This window comes from Varibaculum massiliense, assembly GCF_900106855.1.
In the GTDB taxonomy this organism is placed as follows: domain Bacteria; phylum Actinomycetota; class Actinomycetes; order Actinomycetales; family Actinomycetaceae; genus Varibaculum; species Varibaculum massiliense.
Genome location: NZ_FNWI01000004.1, coordinates 997,241 through 1,016,916, shown reverse-complemented (window position 1 = coordinate 1,016,916; position 19,676 = coordinate 997,241). Strand labels below are relative to the sequence as shown.

The 19,676-nt window shown below is 54.4% G+C and carries 14 protein-coding genes, 1 tRNA gene and 1 pseudogene; 12 read left to right on the top strand and 4 right to left on the bottom strand.

Annotation, left to right across the window (positions count from 1 at the left end; genetic code table 11):
* Positions 1–202: 202 nt before the first annotated feature.
* From rpoB to BQ5456_RS04575, 3 genes are all read left to right on the top strand, one after another.
* Complete coding sequence (gene rpoB / locus BQ5456_RS04585; protein ID WP_071128967.1) at positions 203–3,691, top strand: DNA-directed RNA polymerase subunit beta; 3,489 nt, start codon at positions 203–205, stop codon at positions 3,689–3,691.
* Positions 3,692–3,718: 27 nt separating this feature from the next.
* Positions 3,719–7,618: a DNA-directed RNA polymerase subunit beta' gene (locus BQ5456_RS04580; RefSeq protein ID WP_071128966.1), complete on the top strand. Its 3,900-nt coding sequence runs from the start codon at positions 3,719–3,721 to the stop codon at positions 7,616–7,618.
* Positions 7,619–7,796: 178 nt separating this feature from the next.
* Positions 7,797–8,936, top strand: a complete 1,140-nt coding sequence (locus tag BQ5456_RS04575; protein WP_143037030.1) for a reprolysin-like metallopeptidase — start codon at positions 7,797–7,799, stop codon at positions 8,934–8,936.
* A 69-nt stretch (positions 8,937–9,005) separates the two neighbouring features.
* Here BQ5456_RS04575 and BQ5456_RS04570 read toward each other — a convergent pair whose 3' ends face one another.
* From BQ5456_RS04570 to BQ5456_RS04560, 3 genes and pseudogenes are all read right to left on the bottom strand, one after another.
* The gene (locus tag BQ5456_RS04570; protein WP_071128964.1) at positions 9,006–10,676 is read right to left on the bottom strand and encodes a S1C family serine protease; all 1,671 of its coding nucleotides are present in this window, start codon (positions 10,674–10,676) and stop codon (positions 9,006–9,008) included.
* A gap of 144 nt (positions 10,677–10,820) precedes the next feature.
* A complete protein-coding gene (locus BQ5456_RS04565) occupies positions 10,821–11,369 on the bottom strand; it encodes a hypothetical protein (protein ID WP_071128963.1) in 549 nt (182 codons plus the stop codon).
* A 112-nt stretch (positions 11,370–11,481) separates the two neighbouring features.
* Positions 11,482–12,345, bottom strand: a pseudogene (locus BQ5456_RS04560) (fructosamine kinase family protein); the annotation flags it as partial.
* Positions 12,346–12,426: 81 nt separating this feature from the next.
* Between BQ5456_RS04560 and argS the strand changes: the two are divergent.
* From argS to BQ5456_RS04545, 3 genes are all read left to right on the top strand, one after another.
* Positions 12,427–14,097, top strand: coding sequence for an arginine--tRNA ligase (gene argS, locus BQ5456_RS04555; RefSeq protein WP_071128961.1), 1,671 nt, complete (start codon positions 12,427–12,429; stop codon positions 14,095–14,097).
* Positions 14,098–14,112: 15 nt separating this feature from the next.
* On the top strand, positions 14,113–14,607 hold the full coding sequence (locus BQ5456_RS04550) for an arginine repressor (protein WP_071128960.1): 495 nt from the start codon (positions 14,113–14,115) through the stop codon (positions 14,605–14,607).
* Positions 14,608–15,150: 543 nt separating this feature from the next.
* A tRNA-Arg gene (locus BQ5456_RS04545) sits at positions 15,151–15,226 on the top strand.
* Here BQ5456_RS04545 and BQ5456_RS10725 read toward each other — a convergent pair.
* Entirely contained in the window at positions 15,182–15,565 is a 384-nt protein-coding gene (locus tag BQ5456_RS10725; RefSeq protein ID WP_083378509.1) for a helix-turn-helix domain-containing protein, read from the bottom strand. The genes BQ5456_RS04545 and BQ5456_RS10725 overlap by 45 nt on opposite strands.
* An 85-nt stretch (positions 15,566–15,650) precedes the next feature.
* Here BQ5456_RS10725 and BQ5456_RS04540 point away from each other — a divergent pair, with 85 nt between their 5' ends.
* The 6 genes from BQ5456_RS04540 (at position 15,651) to BQ5456_RS04515 (ending at position 19,676) form a co-directional block, all read left to right on the top strand.
* Entirely contained in the window at positions 15,651–15,887 is a 237-nt protein-coding gene (locus tag BQ5456_RS04540) for a MerR family transcriptional regulator (protein WP_071128959.1), read from the top strand.
* 279 nt (positions 15,888–16,166) lie between these two features.
* Positions 16,167–16,397 (top strand): hypothetical protein, encoded by a 231-nt coding sequence (locus BQ5456_RS04535; RefSeq protein ID WP_071128958.1) that lies wholly within the window; start codon positions 16,167–16,169, stop codon positions 16,395–16,397.
* Complete coding sequence (locus BQ5456_RS04530; RefSeq protein WP_071128957.1) at positions 16,394–17,533, top strand: helix-turn-helix domain-containing protein; 1,140 nt, start codon at positions 16,394–16,396, stop codon at positions 17,531–17,533. Before BQ5456_RS04535 ends, BQ5456_RS04530 begins: the two co-directional genes overlap by 4 nt.
* On the top strand, positions 17,526–17,807 hold the full coding sequence (locus BQ5456_RS04525) for a helix-turn-helix domain-containing protein (protein WP_071128956.1): 282 nt from the start codon (positions 17,526–17,528) through the stop codon (positions 17,805–17,807). Before BQ5456_RS04530 ends, BQ5456_RS04525 begins: the two co-directional genes overlap by 8 nt.
* Positions 17,808–18,821, top strand: a complete 1,014-nt coding sequence (locus tag BQ5456_RS04520; protein ID WP_071128955.1) for a hypothetical protein — start codon at positions 17,808–17,810, stop codon at positions 18,819–18,821.
* A 123-nt stretch (positions 18,822–18,944) separates the two neighbouring features.
* Positions 18,945–19,676, top strand: a complete 732-nt coding sequence (locus tag BQ5456_RS04515) for a hypothetical protein (protein ID WP_143037029.1) — start codon at positions 18,945–18,947, stop codon at positions 19,674–19,676.

Below are 19,676 nucleotides of genomic sequence, written 5' to 3'. Positions count from 1 at the left end.
AAAATGCGCACGTCCTCGCCCCCTATGTGGCATAATCAGCGGTTTCAAACTAGCATTAATACTTGCGTTTGCCGTAGCCCGATGTGGTCTGGTCTGCTGATTCGTCTCTAAAATGCGCAAGGCGGTCACGAAGCAACCAGCGCCCGGAAGGGGCCGGAAACCAGAAATACGCGCGAAGTTACGTCGTCCGGAAGGAATCCTTTTGGCTGCTGAAACCGCATCTGCCAATAAGCCCTCTCGCCTGTCGTTTGCAAAACTGCAGGAAGTTATGGCTCCCCCGAATCTGCTAGACATTCAAAGAAAATCCTTTGAATGGCTCTTAGGCACCCCTCAGTGGCGCGAGAGTGCAGAAGAAAAAGCGAAAGCGACCCATCGCACCGATCCGGTGCTTTCTGGTTTAGAGGAAATTTTTGAAGAGATTTCCCCCATCCAGGACTTTGCCGGCTCTATGTCGCTGTCGTTTTCTGACCCCAAGTTCGAGCCCCCGAAGTATTCCATCGAAGAATGTAAAGCCAAGGATTACACCTATGCGGCTCCCATCTTCGTTACTGCGGAATACATGAATGAAAACACCGGCGAGATCAAATCTCAGACCGTGTTCATGGGGGATTTCCCGCTAATGACCCCGCGGGCAACTTTCATTATTAACGGCACCGAGCGGGTGGTCGTCTCCCAGTTGGTACGCTCTCCCGGTGTTTATTTCGAGAAAGTCGCGGACAAGACCTCTGATAAGGACATTTACGGCTGCAAGTTCATTCCCTCTCGAGGAGCATGGCTAGAGCTGGAAATCGATAAACGGGAAAATGTGGGAATCCGCATCGACCGGCGCCGCAAACAGTCCGGTACCGTGTTCTTGCGCGCCCTGGGAATGACTGCGGAAGAAATCCGCGAAGAGTTCCAGGACTACCCGATTATGCTTTCCACCTTGGAAAAGGATTCGGACAATATTCAGTCCACCGATGACGCGCGGGCAGACATTTACCGGAAGATTCGCCCCGGTGAACCGGCCAGTGCCGAAGCCGGACGCAACCTGATTGAAGGCTTCTACTTCAACCCCAAGCGCTACGACCTGGCCAAAGTTGGTCGCTACAAGGTCAACCGTAAACTGGGTTTGAACAGCGATATTCATACCTCGACTTTGACGCTGGACGATATTGTTGCCGGTTTCAAATACCTGTTGGCGCTGCAAAAGGGTGACCAGACGGTGTCTGCTACCAACGAGGACGGCGAAATCGTCGACCTGCGGGTAGAAACCGACGATATTGACCACTTCGGTAACCGCCGGATTCGCGCAGTTGGGGAACTAATCCAGGCGCAAATCCGCACCGGACTTTCCCGGATGGAGCGGGTGGTACGCGAACGGATGACCACTCAGGATGCGGAGGCAATCACTCCCCAGTCCCTGATTAACATCCGCCCGGTAGTGGCCGCGATCAAAGAATTCTTTGGAACTTCGCAGCTGTCGCAGTTCATGGATCAAAACAACCCGCTATCGGGGCTAACCCACAAGCGGCGTTTGTCTGCGCTCGGTCCGGGCGGTCTTTCTCGTGACCGCGCCGGCATGGAAGTTCGTGACGTGCACCCCTCCCACTACGGCCGGATGTGCCCGATCGAATCTCCGGAAGGCCCGAACATTGGTCTGATCGGTTCGCTGGCGACTTATGCGCGCTTGAACTCCTTCGGTTTCATTGAAACCCCCTATCGCGTGGTTAAAGATGGAAAAGTCACCGACGAGGTTCACTATCTAAGTGCTGATGAAGAGGCCGGTTACAATATCGCCCAGGCTTCGGCTCCCCTAAACGATGACGGTTCTTTCGCGGAAGAACTGGTGCTGTGCCGGATTGCCGGGGAAGACCCGCAGGAAATGCGGCGCGAAGAAGTAGACTTCATGGACGTTTCGGCGCGGCAAATGACTTCGGTAGCCGCCGCCCTGATTCCGTTCCTGGAACACGATGACGCCAACCGCGCCCTTATGGGTGCCAATATGCAGCGCCAAGCGGTTCCGCTGCTAACCACCGAGGCTCCGCTAGTTGGTACCGGCATGGAACGGCGCACCGCTATGGACGCCGGGGAAGCATTAATCAGCGAACACGCCGGGGTAGTAGTAGAAGCCGATGCCGCACACGTACAAATCATGTGCGATGACGGCTCCTACTTCACCTATAACCTGGACAAGTTCCACCGCTCCAACCCGGGCAACTGCTACAACCAGCATGTACGGGTCGCCGCCGGTGACCGGGTTGAGGTTGGGCAGCTAATCGCTGACGGTCCGGCAACCGATCATGGCGAACTGGCCTTGGGTAAGAACCTGCTGGTTGCCTATATGTCGTGGGAAGGCCTCAACTACGAGGACGCGATTATTCTTTCCCGCCGGGTAGTCCAAGATGACGTGCTCACTTCGATCCATATTGAAGAACACGAAATCGATGCCCGCGAAACCAAGCTGGGGCTGGAAGAAATCACTCGCGATATTCCGAATATCTCCGAGGACGCCCTCGCTGACCTCGACGAACGCGGTATTATCCGCATCGGCGCCGAGGTGCAAGCTGGCGATATCCTGGTCGGAAAAGTTACCCCCAAGGGTGAAACCGAGCTGACCAGTGAAGAACGCCTGCTGCGCGCTATCTTTGGCGAGAAAGCCCGGGAAGTGCGGGACACCTCGCTGCGGGTTCCTCACGGTGAATCCGGGATCGTGATCGGGGTTCGCGAGTTTAACGACGAGGACGACGAACTACCTCCCGGTGTTAAACAGATGGTGCGCGTTTATGTTGCGCAGCGTCGCAAAATCACCATTGGCGATAAAATGGCTGGTCGTCACGGTAACAAGGGTGTGGTTTCCAAGATTCTACCGATCGAGGATATGCCCTTCTTAGAGGACGGCACCCCGGTTGACATTATTTTGAACCCCATGGGTGTGCCTGGTCGTATGAACATCGGGCAGGTTTTGGAGTTCCACTTGGGCTGGATCGCTCACCAGGGTTGGGATACTTCCCTGCTGGCAGAAGAGGGCGCCAAGTGGATTGAGAAACTTCCCAAGGAAGGTCTATCGGCTCCTGCCGGTCAAAAGGTGGCCACCCCGGTATTCGACGGTGTGGAAGAAGACGTGCTGACCGGACTGCTCGGATGCACCCGCCCGAACGCGGATGGGGATCGCCTCATCAATGCGGACGGTAAAGCTCGCCTGTTCGATGGGCGCAGCGGCGAACCGTTCCCCTACCCGATTTCGGTGGGCTACAAGTACATGCTGAAGCTACACCACCTGGTAGATGACAAGATTCACGCTCGTTCTACCGGGCCTTACTCGATGATTACGCAGCAGCCCCTGGGTGGTAAAGCCCAGTTCGGTGGGCAGCGTTTCGGCGAGATGGAGGTCTGGGCGATGGAAGCCTATGGCGCTGCCTATTCGCTACAGGAACTGCTGACCGTGAAATCTGACGATATTACCGGCCGGGTGAAGGTCTACGAGGCGATTGTTAAGGGCGAGGATATTCCTGAGCCTGGCATTCCGGAATCTTTCCGCGTCCTCATACAAGAAATGCGCTCCCTCTGCCTGAATGTAGAGGCCCTGGACGCCGAAGATAATGTGGTGTCCCTGGCTGAAGACGATGACGGTGCTGAGCGTGCCAGCGAAGAGTTGGGAATCAATATTGGCTCACGGCCAAACCCCAATGTTTCTTTGGAAGAAATCTAGGCAGCAGGGAAGAGAAGGTAAGAGTCGATTATGGATGCAAATAAATTCGATCAACTACATATCGGCATGGCGACCGCCGAAGGCGTGGCTGAATGGTCATTCGGGGAAGTCAAGAAGCCGGAAACTATTAACTACCGCACCCTAAAGCCCGAGAAAGACGGTCTTTTCTGTGAGCGGATTTTCGGTCCTACCCGGGACTGGGAATGTGCCTGCGGAAAATACAAGCGTGTGCGCTACAAGGGCATTGTTTGTGAACGCTGTGGGGTAGAGGTAACTCGCTCTAAAGTGCGCCGCGAACGCATGGGACATATTGAACTGGCTGCCCCGGTTACCCATATTTGGTATTTCAAGGGCGTGCCTTCCCGTTTGGGTTACCTGCTGGATCTAGCACCTAAAGACCTCGAGAAAGTTATTTATTTCGCGGCCTATATGATTACCGAGGTCGACGAGGATGCCCGCCACCAGGATCTTCCGAATCTGGAAAACGAGCTCAGCTTGGAAATACAGCGTTTGAATGAACGCTTTGAGGCCAAGATTGTTGCTCGCCAGGAAAAACTGGAAAAAGATTTGGCGGCACTAGAGGCTGAAGACGCCAAGAATGCCGAAAAGGAAAAAGTGCGCAAAGCTGCCGATAAAGAGGTGGCGCAACTGCGGCGGCAACTGGATCGGGAAGTTTCTCACCGTGACGAGGTCTTTACCCGCTTTAAGGAACTGCAGGTAGGCGACCTTGAAGGTAATGAGCGGCTCTACCGCGACTTGGAGATGCGTTATGGCATTTACTTCAAGGGCGATAAGGGTGCGCAGGCAGTCCAAAAGCGTCTGCGGGACTTCGACCTAAAGGCCGAGGCTGAAAAGCTGAAAGAGGAAGTGGAAACCGGTACCGGTCAGCGCAAAACCCGCGCCCTCAAACGGCTGAAAGTGGTTTCTGCGTTCTTGCAGACCGGAAATAGGCCAGAATCGATGGTACTGGATCGTATCCCGGTGATTCCCCCGGACTTGCGCCCCATGGTGCAGTTGGATGGTGGTCGGTTTGCGACCTCTGACCTGAATGATCTGTACCGCCGGGTAATTAACCGTAATAACCGCTTGAAGCGACTGCTGGATTTGGGCGCTCCCCAGATCATTGTGAATAACGAAAAGCGGATGCTGCAGGAATCTGTGGACGCCCTATTCGATAACGGTCGCCGGGGACGTCCGGTGACTGGTCCGGGTAACCGTCCGCTGAAGTCACTGTCCGATATGCTCAAGGGCAAGCAAGGGCGTTTCCGCCAGAACCTGTTGGGTAAGCGGGTTGACTATTCCGGTCGGTCTGTAATCGTGGTAGGCCCGCAGCTGCGGCTGCACCAGTGCGGTCTGCCCAAGCAGATGGCTCTGGAACTGTTCAAGCCGTTCGTAATGAAACGGCTGGTGGAACGGCAAGAAGCTCAAAACGTGAAGGCCGCTAAGCGGATGGTGGAACGCCAGCGTCCGCAGGTGTGGGACGTGCTTGATGAGGTCATCACCGAACATCCGGTGTTGCTGAACCGCGCGCCTACCTTGCACCGCCTAGGTATTCAGGCTTTCGAACCGATTTTGATTGAGGGTAAAGCTATCCAGTTGCACCCGCTAGCTTGTGGGGCGTTCAACGCGGACTTCGATGGTGACCAGATGGCGGTACATCTGCCGCTGGGTGCGGAAGCCCAGGCTGAGGCGCGGATTTTGATGCTGTCTTCGAACAACATTTTGAAGCCGGCTGATGGTCGTCCGGTTACTATGCCTTCGCAGGACATGGTGATTGGTATTTACCACTTGACTTCGGATCCTGATCCGGCGCTACCGGTTCCAACCGACGATGACGGAAATCCGATTACCCCCAAGTTCTCTTCACTGGGTGAAGCCATTATGGCCTTTGACCAGAACCGCTTGGATATTAACGCTACTGCGCTGATTCGTTTCGAGCCGGGTACGGTGCCGCCGAAGGATTGGCAGGCTCCGGAAGGCTATGAAGAAGGCGATTCGGTAGAGTTCGAAACCTCTATTGGGCGTTGCTTCTTCAACGAGGCGTTGCCGGTTTCCTATCCGTTTGTAAACGAGCAGATTGACAAGAAGGGGCTTTCTCGGATTGTCAATACTTTGGCCGAGCGTTACGACAAGGGCAATGTAGCGGCCTCCTTGGATGCTTTGAAGGAAACTGGTTTCCATTGGGCAACCTGGTCGGGTACCACTATCGGCTTCGCTGACGTAGTGGAACCGCCGGCAAAAGCGAAGATTCTCGCCGAGTACGATGAGAAAGCCACTCAGGTGCAAGAGGACGCCGATCTCGGTTTGATTACCGCCCAGGATCGCTACAACGAACTGGTGGATTTGTGGACCGAATGTACTGCCAAAGTGGCGCAGGCAATGCGGGAGAACTTCCCGGCACGTAACCAGGTAAACCGGATGGTTTCCTCTGGTGCTCGTGGTAACTGGGATCAGATTCGTCAGATTTCCGGTATGCGTGGCCTGGTGGCTGACCCCAAGCAGAAGCTGATTGAGCAGCCGATTAAGTCGAACTACCGCTCGGGGCTGTCGGTGCTGGAATACTTCATCGCCACCCACGGTGCTCGTAAAGGTTTGGCCGACACCGCGTTGCGTACTGCAGACTCGGGTTATTTGACCCGCCGTCTGGTGGATGTTTCTCAGGATGTTATCGTGCGCGAACAGGACTGTGGCACTCGCCGTGGTCTGGTGCTGCCCATTGGTGGGGTCACCGAGGATGGTCACGTTTACAAGCTGGATATCGTAGAAACCACCGCCTATGGGCGTACCTTGTCCAAGGATGTTACCGATAAGGACGGCAACCTGGTATTCGCTAAAGGTACCGATGTGGGTGACGCCCAGATTGATGTGCTGATCGAAGCGGGAGTCACCGAGATTCCGGTGCGTTCCGTTTTGACCTGTGAATCCGAGGCCGGTACTTGCGCCTCCTGTTACGGGCGCTCACTGGCGACCGGTAAACGGGTTGATATCGGCGAGGCCGTGGGGATTATCGCTGCCCAGTCGATTGGGGAGCCGGGTACTCAGCTAACGATGCGTACCTTCCACACCGGTGGTGCCGCGGGCGCTGCTGATATTACCCAGGGTTTGCCGCGTGTACAGGAGCTCTTCGAGGCACGTACTCCTAAGGGTGAAGCGTTGATCACCGAGGCTTCGGGACGCGTAAAAGTAGTTGATGACCCCGGTCAGACCCGTCACCTGGTAGTGGTACGCGATGACGGTCAAGATGACCTGATTATCGATGCTCCTCGCCGCATGAAACTGATTGTTTCTGACGGTGACCATGTTGAGGTAGGTCAGCAGCTGACTGAGGGTCGCCTGGATCCGAAGAAGGTGCTGCGCATCTTGGGTGTCAACTCTACCCAACGACAGCTGGTAAACGAGGTGCAAGAGGTTTACCGTTCGCAGGGCGTGGATATTCACTCCAAGCATATTGAGGTGATTGTGCGTCAGATGTTGCGGCGGGTAACCGTGTTGAAGTCCGGTGATACGGATCTGTTGCCGGGTACTCTGGTGGATTCGATTCGGTTCCGCTCTATTAACCGTAAAGTTGTTTCCGAGGGCGGGGAGCCGGCTGCGGCACGTCCGGAGCTGATGGGGATTACCAAGGCTTCACTGGCAACCGATTCTTGGTTGTCGGCGGCATCCTTCCAGGAAACCACCAAGGTGCTAACTGATGCGGCCTTGAGCGCGAAGAAGGATCCCTTGGTAGGCCTGAAAGAGAACGTGATTCTCGGTAAGTTGATTCCGGCGGGTACTGGTCTGTCGATGTTCCGGGATGCCAGCGTAGAACCTACTGAGGAAGCGATGGCTAAGATGGGCTGGTCAGCTGACGATTTCAAAGTCACTGAACTAGACGATGACTTCTTGGCCGGCATTAATTTTGAAGATTCTTTCGGTTTGAATCTTTAATCTAAGTAGTTGAGTTCCCGAAGGGGGCTTGCCTAGCTAGCTTAGCTAGGCAAGCCCCCTTGGCTTTTACCTGTGGTTTTATTTGAGGCAAAGCGGCGGACAGCCATATATGAAAAAGCTCTCAAGGAAGATGAGACTATCACCTTGCCTTAATCTTACCGCTTGGTAAGATTTGACTATGAGTATGAGTCGAAAAAGGAATATTTTAGTAGCCACCTTAACGATGGTGGGGCTGGCAATGGGGGGACTGTTCGCAGTTTCTGGGAGCCAAAATGTGCAAGCCGCTGACCGCACTCCTACGGTGCGCGAATGCCGGGTAATGCATAACCAGGTAGCTAAAGGGCAACCCATCACCAATATAGATACCTTTTTGATTGGCGCTACCAGCGCCGACTCTTATACTTTGTCCCTATATTTGGGTAACACCAAGTTCCGCCCAGCAATCGAAGCCGCAACCAAGATGTGGACTGAACGCAGTGGCGGAAAGATTAACTTCCGCTTCGTGGATTCGATGGCTAATCGTCCGGTACGGGTAATCGATTCCCCCTATTCCGAGGGTAAAGCGCTCGGTACTGCCTATGCCGCGCAGCGGCTGCTGTATCTACGTCTTGACCGTAGCGGTTGGCTGACTCAGGTTTCTACAGTTGCCCACGAAATCGGGCATCTTTTAGGTCTGGATCACACTTGTAAAGGCGATTTAATGGCCGCCGGTATGGCAGGGGTTAAAGATTTCAAGAACCCGATTGGGGACGCCGATGTGGCTTTAGCGCTACAAGGTTTAGAAAAATATTTAGGCTACCCGGCGGGCTCCGAGCCGGCTCAGCCCACTCCCAATCCCACTGCTGAGGTTCCTCAGCCCAGTGAAGATCCAACCGCTGTTCCCGAGCCCACACAGGATCTGGCGCCTAGTGAAACCGCGCAGCCCAGTGAAGATCCGACGACTACTCCTGAGCCCAGCCAAGAGCCAGAGCCTACGGCTCAACCTACGAGCGAACCGGCTCAGCCGGAGGGTCCCAGTGAAACCACCAATCCGACCCCGAATCCCACTGCTGAGGTTCCACAACCCAGTGCAGATCCGACCACTGCTCCTAAGCCGACTCCGGATCCGCAGCCAAGCGTAGAACCTACCCCCTCCACCCCAGAGCCTACCTTTACCGAGGCGCCAACTCCGGACGATCCGCCTACTGCGGTACCGGAGCCAACTACGCAGCCAGACGAGCAAGCCGATAACTCCAATAATTTTGTAGTTAAAGTTCGGGTGTTCTTCGTGAGGGTGTTCTCCTGGTTCGGCGGATTCTTCCGCGCGATCTTCTCCTAGAGTTTAAAACCAATAAGTGAGCCCGCTGGTTTTTTCCAGCGGGCTCACTTCGTTTAGGGTGCGTATCGGTTAGCGATCGGCTTTCTGAGCGCCGAGCTGAGCCTCAATCTCGTGGGAGCCGTCCTCCCGGATTACTGTGAGTTTTACTTTGTCCCCCGGGTTGTACCAGCGAACATAGCCGGTCAGTGCAACTCCGGAACCCACCAGGCGCCCATCAATCTTAGTAATCAGATCCCCTTGCTTGAGCCCGGCTTTATCGGCTCCCGAGCCGGGAACTACCGAGGACACCCTCGCCCCCATACGAGCCTCCCCAGAAATCTGGGCAATTCCGGTCTCAATGGTGACTCCCAGCATCGCGTGGGTAACTTTGCCCGAGGTGATAATCTGATCGGCCACGTTACGCACCAGGTTCACTGGGATAGCAAAACCGATACCGATGGAACCGGCCTGTCCCTCCCCAGAGGAACCTAGAGAAGCAATCGAGGAGGTAATCCCAATAACCTTGCCTGAAGCATCAAAGAGAGGCCCCCCAGAGTTGCCAGGATTAATCGCCGCATCCACCTGGATAGCATTGGTAACGACCCGTTCCCCGGCACCAGAACGCTCATTAAGTCCCGGAATCTGAATCCCCGATTTACCCGAAGACTGGGTGACTACTACCGGGCGATCCAGAGCCGAAATGATTCCGGTGGTAACCGTGTTCTCTAGCCCCAAAGGAGAACCGATGGCGGCTACCGGCTGGGCGACTCGCAAATTCGAGGAACTGCCCAGCGCAGCCATCTGTAAATCTTTCGGAGGTTTCACAAACTCTAGAACTGCCAGGTCAGTGGAAGAATCAGTACCTAAAATTTTGGCTTCATAGATTTTGCCGTTATTCAGCTCTATCTGTACTTTCGCTTTCCCGGAAACCGCGGAGGCAACTACGTGATAGTTGGTAATCACGTGTCCGGCCTCATCGAAAATTACCCCGGATCCGCTTTCCCCGGAATCGCCGGAAGCCACCTGGATAGCTACCACCGAGGGCTGGACGGCTTTGGCGACTGCCTCCCAGTTGGTCTGTTTGGCGTTAGCTTGCACTACCGGCGCTTCGGTTGCCACCTTTACTGGAGATTTGCCAAGCGCAGTAGTACGGGACCCAAATTCGGCTGGCAACAGCCATACGCAGAGGGCGGCTGCCACCGCGATTGCGATAGTGGCTAGCCAACCCGGACCCCGTTTAGTTTTTTCTTGTTTCCGGGGAGGCATCGCGGCCGGTTCCCAAGCGGGATGCTCCGGGGAGGAAAATGTTCCCTGGGGTGAGGGGGAGTAGGGGAATGTAGTAGTGTCTGTCATCTGCTCGGGGGCAAAGTCGTTAGAGAAGAAACTTTCATTTTGCGAGGGGGAGTCTCCGCTAATACCAGAGCTGTAGGGGGAAGGATATCCCTCTAGTCGTGCCTGCCCAGCGGGAAAAACCTGATCAGTATGGGGACTGATTCCACTATTGGAGGGTGCCTCCCCGCCGCTAATCGCCGGGTTGCCGGGTTGAATATCGGTAATCCTACCGGTTAGTTCCGGTTGTGCGTGTTCGCCCTCGCCGGAGTTAATGTTTCCGTTGTTCCCGGGATCTGCTGTCGGAAACCTATTACCGCTCGGCTCCGGGATTTCTCCGGGCCAGCCGGCGCTTTGCCAATCGTCCATTTCCCAGTCGTCGAGCGGCTGATGAGCATTATCGGGTCGGGGTGAATCATTGTTGTTCATCATCAATCTCAATCTCCTCTTTATCTCTTTGCCCCCATAATGGCACCGACAACTGTTTCCACTCTGGATGTTTTCTGGATGTTTTCTGAATAGGGAAAGTGGTCTTTGTTGTTCGGACACCAGCTGTTTTTACTGGAACAAGCGTTTTTACCGTGGTCGCCGCTGCTTGCGTTTCTGTTTGTTATGTGTCGCCTTCTCAGAGGTCTTTTTCCCACTTTTTTCGGCTGACTGCTTATTGTGCTTCAGACGGGGAATCTCTAAATTCCCGTCACCTAGTTGCTCGCGGTACCAGGCGGGAGCTAGCCGCGTACCCCGGGAAGGCGCAAATCCCAGCTGGCGATAATAGGCGCGCAGCCACGCCGGACGCACTCCCTCCGGATAGTAAAAGTTGGTTAAACCCCAAATAATCCCTACTAAGCCGATAAGCGCACCGATTAAAAATATAGTCAGCAGCAGATAGTTCCAGGGTCTGGGGGCGGCGTTTGCGGGCAGAGTTGCTCCGATAGTCAGGAAGAACAGTCCCAGCGCCGGCAAGAACACCAACACCCAGCGTTCGTCCATAATCAGAATGCCGGAGCGGGAAATGTCTTTCTTTTGCTTCGGGATCCAAAAGCGGGCTCTCGCACTGCCATGCCGAATCCAGGCTGAGCCAGCCAGTAATACTGCTCCCATAAGCAAGGCGACAATGTGGTTCATAGCAACTAGCCTAACCTGTTTTCAGGCTTGCTTGAGTCTCGCGTCAATACCATCCTCTAAAATTCGTAGACACGTCCCGGGAGTCCCGGTAGCTATCAGCCGCCCGCAGCAACTAGAGATATTGACTAGCTAGCTGCACAGTGTGAGGACCGTAAGATCCTCCGAAGAGGTTAGCGTGTACCGCCAACATATGGATTTGGTGCAGGCCGATGCGTTCTTGCCACCCCGAAGCTAGGGGAGAGACCTGGTTGTAACCCTGGTAGATTTCCTCCAGGTAGGGCTGCCCGAAAACTCCCAGCGCCGCCAAATCAGTCTCCGCGTGTCCACCCGAAGGAGCCGGGTCAATCAACACCCCCACCACTGAAGGCAAGGCTTGATCGGGGGTGGCGCCTCGCCCTGCCAGGGCAGGAAAACGCTTTAACGCTCCCGAGGGAGCCCACATTACATTCCCGGTCCACAGGTCACCGTGGGTTCGAGCTGCCTTGGTTTTTACAAGCTCCGGTTCGGGAACGTCGAAGATTCCATCCCGCAGGCGCTCGGCCAGCCGCTCTAAAACTGCTGCTCCGGCCGAATCGATAGAACCGTTAGCGAGGGCGGGCGGCAGGTTAGGCATAATCCGGTGATCAGCGAAAAACTCGCCCCAGTTTTCCCCGGCGTCCTCATAAATTAACTCTAGGCGGGAGCGACCCATGAAACCGGGTCCGGAATAGCTAAGTGGGGGCTGCCCGTACCAATCGGCTCCGCCCGCGTGGGTAATCGCCAAGGCTGCTCCGAAGGCGTACGCGGCCTCGCGGGTAATCGCGCTGGAGGGGATTAGTTCGGTGTCTAAAAACCCGCGTCCAGATGCCGCGACTTTCGCCACGTGCACTCCGCCTTTATCCATCGGCTCTGCCAGCCACTTTAGCCCCAGTTCTTCAAGCTCCAGAGCCTGGGGATGGCGATTATCAACCTTGTGGTAAACCTGCTCACTCATATTCCTATTGTGCCAGCTGCCTGCCGGTGTGGGCTAGCTCGCCAGATTTGGCGAGAAATACGCCTGGCAGTCTAGGCTTAAAGCATGACTCCAGAAGAACTAAGTGCCCTAATCCGCCAGATTCTTTCTCAACTGGCAGCCGACACCGGTTTAGATTCGGATGCTATCCCGGAAACCGTGAAAGTTGAGCGTCCCCGTTCGCGCGATAACGGCGATTGGTCAACTAACGTGGCGATGCAGCTGGCAAAGAAAGCGGGCATGGCGCCGCGCGACCTCGCCGCTAAGATTACCGACCAGCTTGACCAGGTAGCAGGTATCTCGAAAACCGAGGTGGCCGGGCCGGGATTCGTAAACATTTGGCTGGGAGCCGCCGCTGCCGGGGCGCTTGTTTCCACGATTTTGCAGGCCGGGAAAGACTACGGTCACAGCGAAATTTTGAGCGGGCAAAACATCAACGTGGAGTATGTGTCAGCCAACCCCACCGGTCCCATCCATTTAGGGGGAGGGCGCTGGGCGGCAGTGGGCGATACCCTCAGCCGGATTCTGGCGGCCAGTGGGGCAAAAGTGACTCGCGAATACTATTTCAATGACCACGGCGCCCAGATCACTCGCTTTGCCAAGTCGCTTCTGGCGCGTTGGCAAGGCAAAGAAGTGCCGGAAGATGGTTACGGCGGGCAGTACGTCCTCGATATTGCCAGTAAAGTGGCTGAGCGCGCTAAAGCAGAGGGCGTGCAACTAGCAGAGCTACCGGAAGCGCAGGCAGAAGAATACTTCCGGGAAACCGGCACCACCTTGATGTTTGGTGAGATCAAAGATTGTTTGCATGATTTCCGCGCCGATTTTGATGTTTTCTTTCACGAGGACGAGCTGCACACTTCCGGGGCGGTCACTGACGCGATCGAAGAGCTGCGTTCCCGCGGGGTAATCTATGAAAAGGACGGCGCCACCTGGCTGAAGTCCACTAAATATGGGGATGATAAAGACCGGGTGATTTTGAAGTCGGATGGTGATCCCGCCTATTTCGCAGCCGATATTGCCTATTACCGGGATAAACAGCGCCGGGGAGCCACCCATGAAATCTTGATTCTGGGGGCTGACCACCACGGATATATTGACCGCATGTATGCCATGTGTGCGGCCTTCGGGGGCAAGCCTGGCGAAAGCCTGGAAATCATTATCGGGCAGATGGTTAATCTGAAAGAAAACGGCGTAGAAGTGAAAATGTCTAAACGCGCCGGCACCGTGATTACTCTAGATGACCTGGTAGATGCGGTGGGAGTCGATGCTGCCCGCTATTCGTTGGTGCGAGTATCGATGGATTCCACTGTCGATATTGATCTAGATTTGCTGCGCTCCCATACCAATGAAAACCCGGTTTACTATGTGCAATATGCTCATGCCCGCACTTGTTCGGTGGGGCGCAATGCCGACGAAGCCGGAGTGAAAGCTGACGGTAACTATGAGGCCTCCGCGCTTTCTAGCCAAGCCGATAAGGATCTGCTCGGGGTTTTGGCGCAATACCCGGCTGAACTCAAACTGGCCGCCGAAGAGCGCGAACCTCATCGGATCCCGCGTTACCTGGAGAAACTGGCGGCTGGCTATCACACTTGGTACAACCAGTGCCGGGTGATTCCCCGCTCCGGCGAGGAAATAACCGCCGCGCACGTGGCGCGCCGGCACCTGAACGAGGCTGTGCGGCAAGTGCTCGAAAACGGGTTGGATCTTTGCGGAGTGATAGCTCCCGAGCGGATGTAATGGGAAGATAGGGGCATGGCAACCGTACCGACCACCAAGGCTGCGCGCGAGGAAGCAATCCGCGAAATCCTCAATCAACAGGAAATCTCTAGTCAGTCGCAACTGCTGAGCCACTTGGCTGAACGGGGAATCCCTACCACCCAGGCCACTTTGTCGCGCGATCTGTTAGCGTTACGTGCCACTAAAGTGCGTGCTACCAGCGGAAAAACTGTCTATATGCTGCCGGAACCCTATCCGGTGCGCGTGCGGAGGGGACAGGAAGATCCCGGTAATGAAAAGTTGGCTAAATGGTGCCAAGACCTGCTGGTATCTTCCGCAGTGGTACATAACCAGGTAGTGCTGCGCACCCCGGCGGCCGGTGCCCAGTTGCTCGCGGGCGCGATCGATATGGCGTGGTTTGATACCGTGCTCGGCTGCATCGCCGGTGACGATACTATCCTGGTCATCTGCAAAACCGATGAAGATGCAAACGCCTTAAACGAGCTGTTTATGCAGTTCGTTACCGATTAGTTTGCCGAAATTTACCGCGGGGCTGGCTCGGTAAAAGCACTCCGGGGACCCCGTGACCTGCTACGCAGGTCAAGCCCCTCTCGTATCTTTTACCGGCCGCACCCCGCGTGTAGTGACCGCAAGATATATCCACTGTTTGATTGAACGCTTGGTGTCCGAAGCTTTAGCAGCGTGATGTGAAATCTGGCTAGCCCTCGGCATGAATCTGCCCCTACGCGCTACGTTACAGGTCGCGACCCTTGCTTTCCTAATGCCGCCTGCGCATTTTCTGGTGGATAACCTCTACTGTTTTTCCAGCCCCGCCATGGTCGCGAGCGATGCAATGAGCGTGGGGTCTGGGTTTTATCCGAGTGGGTGCGGTGGGCATAAGAATTTGGAAAACGTCGCTACGTTTTCCCAATTCTTGGGCGGGAGGAAAAATCCAGACCCCGCGCGTTCCCACCGGGACGTCGAGGTGTGAATCGCATTAAATAAGCTGTCTCAGATTTGGAGGGCTTATCGGCTCTGTCTTAAACTGAGGTAGTTGCTTAGGTAACGGCAAATGCGCTCGTGGCTCAACGGATAGAGCATCTGACTACGGATCAGAAGGTTGCAGGTTCGAATCCTGTCGAGCGCGCCAAACCCCGTCCTCGTTGCGATCCAGCGGTGACGGGGTTTTTCCAATTCCCCGACTCAGGAACGCAGGGTTAAAAGGCGCAGGTAGCCAAGAGCCTGTATCGTCTTTTTTCGGCAATAAGTCTGTGGTGTCTAATCCAAAGAATTCTGCCAGAGTATAGATTTCCTCAATACTCCATCCCACTTTACCTGCAACTTTCTTGCTGGCATTTACTCGTGAGCATCCTAGAACATCACTTACCTTTGTTCTGGTTATGGTAGCGGCTTGCAGGTATTGAGCAACCGTAAGCCCTACGGCTTGATCTGCACTTAATTGGCTAGGTGCGATTGCTTGTTTCGTCATATCTCTATTTTATCATAAAACGTCAAAAGGTCAAACAGTCAATCTGATAATTGCTAATTTTAACAAACGTAACTATTCTGAACGTATGACTGTTGAAACGCTTAAAGATAATGGTTTGATCGGTACCTCAGAAGCCGAAGGGTTGTGTGGGGTGCCGGGTCAAACTTTGCGCCGCTGGGCAAACGCTGGAAAGCTCTCCCATTTGCGCACCGCGACAGGAAGATATTTTTTCTATCGCGAGGAAGTAAAGAAAATTAATTTTCTGCTGACTCCAAAGATGTTTGAGGCGTTCCACGAAAAACAATCTTCGCTGGTGATCTAGGTGCGCACCGCGACTTGTATATTTAATATCTTCCCCTCTGTGGTGGAGGGTTTAGGCGCGTGGTTGCGTGCCTGGCCGGTACCGGGCTTTTTAGCATTTTCCCCGGTACCGGCTGTTTTTTTCTACATAACCAACCCTCGGAAGGGGTGGTGTTTATAGGTTAGCCGTATTTGCTGTTTTTAAGGGTATTTCCCGTTTAGTTTCTCATTTTTATTTCACCTGACCAGCGGTGTTTTAGCTGGTTGGGTTAGGTTTTTGTATTCTTTTTAGGAGTTTATTGTGTGTAAAGATTGCGGTGTTGTTGAGCTTGCTCAAGGCCTGGAAGAAGCTGCCCGCGCGCTGGTGCGCGGCGAAATAGCGGTTTCTGGTCAAGGCGAAGTGTTAGTGGCTGCCGATATGGCTAGAGATGCTGCCGAGATATTACAGGGCGTGGCTGATGGCGTTTTCGGCCCGCTTGTAAGTGTGGTTTCCCCTTGCCCAACCGCGCGTTGCCTGGGTGGTGTGTCATGAGTATTAGGGCATTTACGTGGGCATTTGATGAAGTAGCAGGCGTTAATCGCGGCGAAAAGCTAGTTCTTTTAGCTTTGGCCGAGTTCGCTAATGATGACGATATTACCTGGCGTGCCCGCCACGAGATAGCGAGGCGGGCGCTTTGTTCAGATCGGTCTTTAACGGATTATTTAACCTCGCTTGAAGCTAAAGGGTTTATCGAGCGGGAACCAAGGTATCGGTGGTGCGATTCAGGGGAGGGCGCGTGTGAGGGTAGACCCTCGCATAAGCATCGGTGCGGCACCACTTACCGGGTACGCCGGGATCGAAAAAATCCGGTAATCATTCCGCCGCTGTCCACATCCGCAAAATCTGCGGGTGTGGCAAAAAAGAGTGTTAATGCTGGTAGCGCCACTAACGCAAAATCTGCGGGTGTGAAGCCACATCCGCAAAATAGCGCCGTCCACACCAGCAAAATACTGCGACCATATGATTCATATAACCGTCAATTAAATTATCCCAACCCCCCTACCCCCCAAGTGGCACCTGGCCGCGTAGAGGCGGGGCTGGTTGGAAAAAAATCTGAAACTACTTCTGCCCGCTTGCAGCAAAGCTGCTCCGCGGGCAAAACAGCCACTCAACCGGGTGCGCCGGATTGGGATTTGATTCGAGATTGCCTGCCTGCCGATCTGCGTAAACTGTCTACTTCGGCAGCAATAAAAGCTACTAGCCTTCTGCGTGAAAGACTAGGTAATGGCTGGTCTAGGCAAGAATTGCAAAGATTTATCGGGCAGGATCCACTACCCGATACAGTGAAAAATCTTTCCGGCCTAGCGTGTTGGAGAATCGAAAACACTCCCGCTGTGCCACCGGAACGATTAACAGCAAAACAGCAGGTAATACTGCCTTTAGAGGAAGAAACAGCAAGTGAAGCAGAGCCGTTGACGGTGGAAGTGGCGCGGGAGGTGGCCTGGTTTTTTACCCCTGCCGCGTTAGGGATCAACAAGTCAGCCGTTGGTAACGAAAAACATTGGCGCAAGCGGGCAGAGAAAATCTTAGCTGCTGGTGGCGGCGTGTTCGATAAGGCGATTCAGGCAGGAGAATCGGTGTCGCAATCGCTTAGAAAAGCCGTGCAAGCAGGAGTGAGCCATGAGTGAGGGCGGGTTTAATCCAGGCGGGTTTCGCCGCGCTGTATGGGAAGTTGAACAGGCTCCAACTGCCCGTTTCGTGGCGTTAGTGTTGTCTGGTTTGGCTGATGAGTCAGGGTTTGTGATGCGTCCGGTGTTTCGGGTAGCCGATATTACCGGGTTTAGCGTGCGCACGGTACAACGAGTGCTATCCCGACTGGTCAGGGCAGGGTTGATTCAAATGTTCGGGTTGCGATTCGGTGCGGTGCTACTGATCGGTTGCGTGGGTAGCGAGGTGGAGTGAGTGGGTGTGCAGGCAGCAAACTGGGTTAGTCTGCAACAAGGCTTATCCAAACCAGCTAGGGCAGGCCTATTTGAGCTTGCCCGCTGGGTGGACTCACGCGGGGTAGCGCTTGGGGTTTCCAAAGAATACGTAGCGCAGGCCACCGGGTATTCTGTCAGCTCTATCTCGCGGGCTTGGCTATGGCTACAAAACGCGGGTTTACTTGAGATTTCACAAAACTGGGTTGCGGGTTTCAAGGGGTCAATCACGGTTTCCCGTATGGGAATGCATATATTGCCGCAGGTTGAGCCAGCGTTGGTGTTGCCGGTAGAGGACTACCGTTTTGTTGGGGTAACTAAGCGTGACCCGTTGCAACTAGCGTTGCGGGTAGCGCATGAGCGTTGCTGGGATGATGCTGCCCGTGCAACAGTGGTTAATGAACTCTCGCGCGGCCTGGCTGAGCGGTGCAAGTTCGTATCAGCTAATCTCTTGGCGCAGGCATGGGAGTCTGTGCGGGTACTTCGTGCAGATATTATCAACTCATCTGATCCTTGGAGGATAGTGCTACTGGATGCGTTCCGTAAAGTGCAGGCAGAGAAAGATTCCCAAAAGCGCACCCCGCTATTGCTGGGAGATGTAGAGATTTCAGACTTAGCATTTGCCCGAAAGGTTGCGGTACCCGTAGCAAGCGGCCTAGATGCCAGCGATCTTGTAGATTTCGAGGTGCTAATGGCTTCGCGCCCGCTAGTATCATTGGTGCTGGTTTTAATAGAAGGCGGCACGCCTGCCCCCTTAGCGTGGTCAGGCACGCTAAGGGTAGTGCAAATAGCGGCAGCGAATAAGCCAGCACACCGATACCAAAAGGTAAAAGAAGATCGGCTATTGGCCGGCATGGGTGTAATGCCAAAACAGGCTGAGCAATGGATGCGGCTAGTAGTCGGTGCGCGCGGCGCGGGAAGTAAAACGCTGGTTCCCGATGGTGCCGAAAAAGCAGCCGGGCTTGCCACCTGGCTAGGACAGGTTCGAGCAGCATAAAAGACGTGTGAGGGAAGTCATAGCGCCGGTGTTATCAGGGTGTCATGGTGACACCCTGATATTTAAGCGTAAGTGCGATAGCTCACAGTAGGGCTTATGAGTATTCACCCTGGATATGGGTGAGTGCGTTCAATAAGTGATTTGTTTGCCGAGGGGTCTTTATATAGGCGCGGGATGCTGCGCCGATATATGGGTGCGGTTAAACGCTTCGACAAAAGGATCGCTTTGAAGAATAGAACAAGAAAATATGCCGCCGTGGTGGCATTAGGAGTCGCTTTCAGCCTGGGTGCGGGCGCGGTAGCGGGTGCGGGTGCGTATTGGAAAGACTCTGCCAAGGCTACTGAGGTTATTATCGAGCCAGGCAATCTGGATATAAACGAAGTTGGTAGTCAAAGCGCAGTACGCGACATATCCGCTGACGGTATTAGAAACGGCACCATAGTCGATCTTAGTAAAGACAAGATGGTGCCAGGAGATACGTGGGCAAGGGATATTGCCTTAGATGTTGCCCTGGACGGCAAGAACATGGTGGCGGATTTCAAGGTTGATCCTAAAGCCAAAGGTACGGGTGAGTTATTAGCTGATTCTCAAGGCGTAACGTTCACTACCGCGATATTTAAAGCCGATGACAAGGGCGCGCCTATGGGTAAAGCGCTTGCCAGCGGAAACTTAGTATCAACAAAACTTCAATTGTGGCCTAAAGACGTTACTAAAGAGGCCGATGGAAAAGCCGATTACGTGCTGCGGATCAAAGCCGATTTTGATAAAGATACCCCGGATCGGGTAAGAGCGGCCACCAATGCGAACTTAGTGGGTATTAACGGGCAGTTAATCCAGATTAAGGAGGCCAAGTAA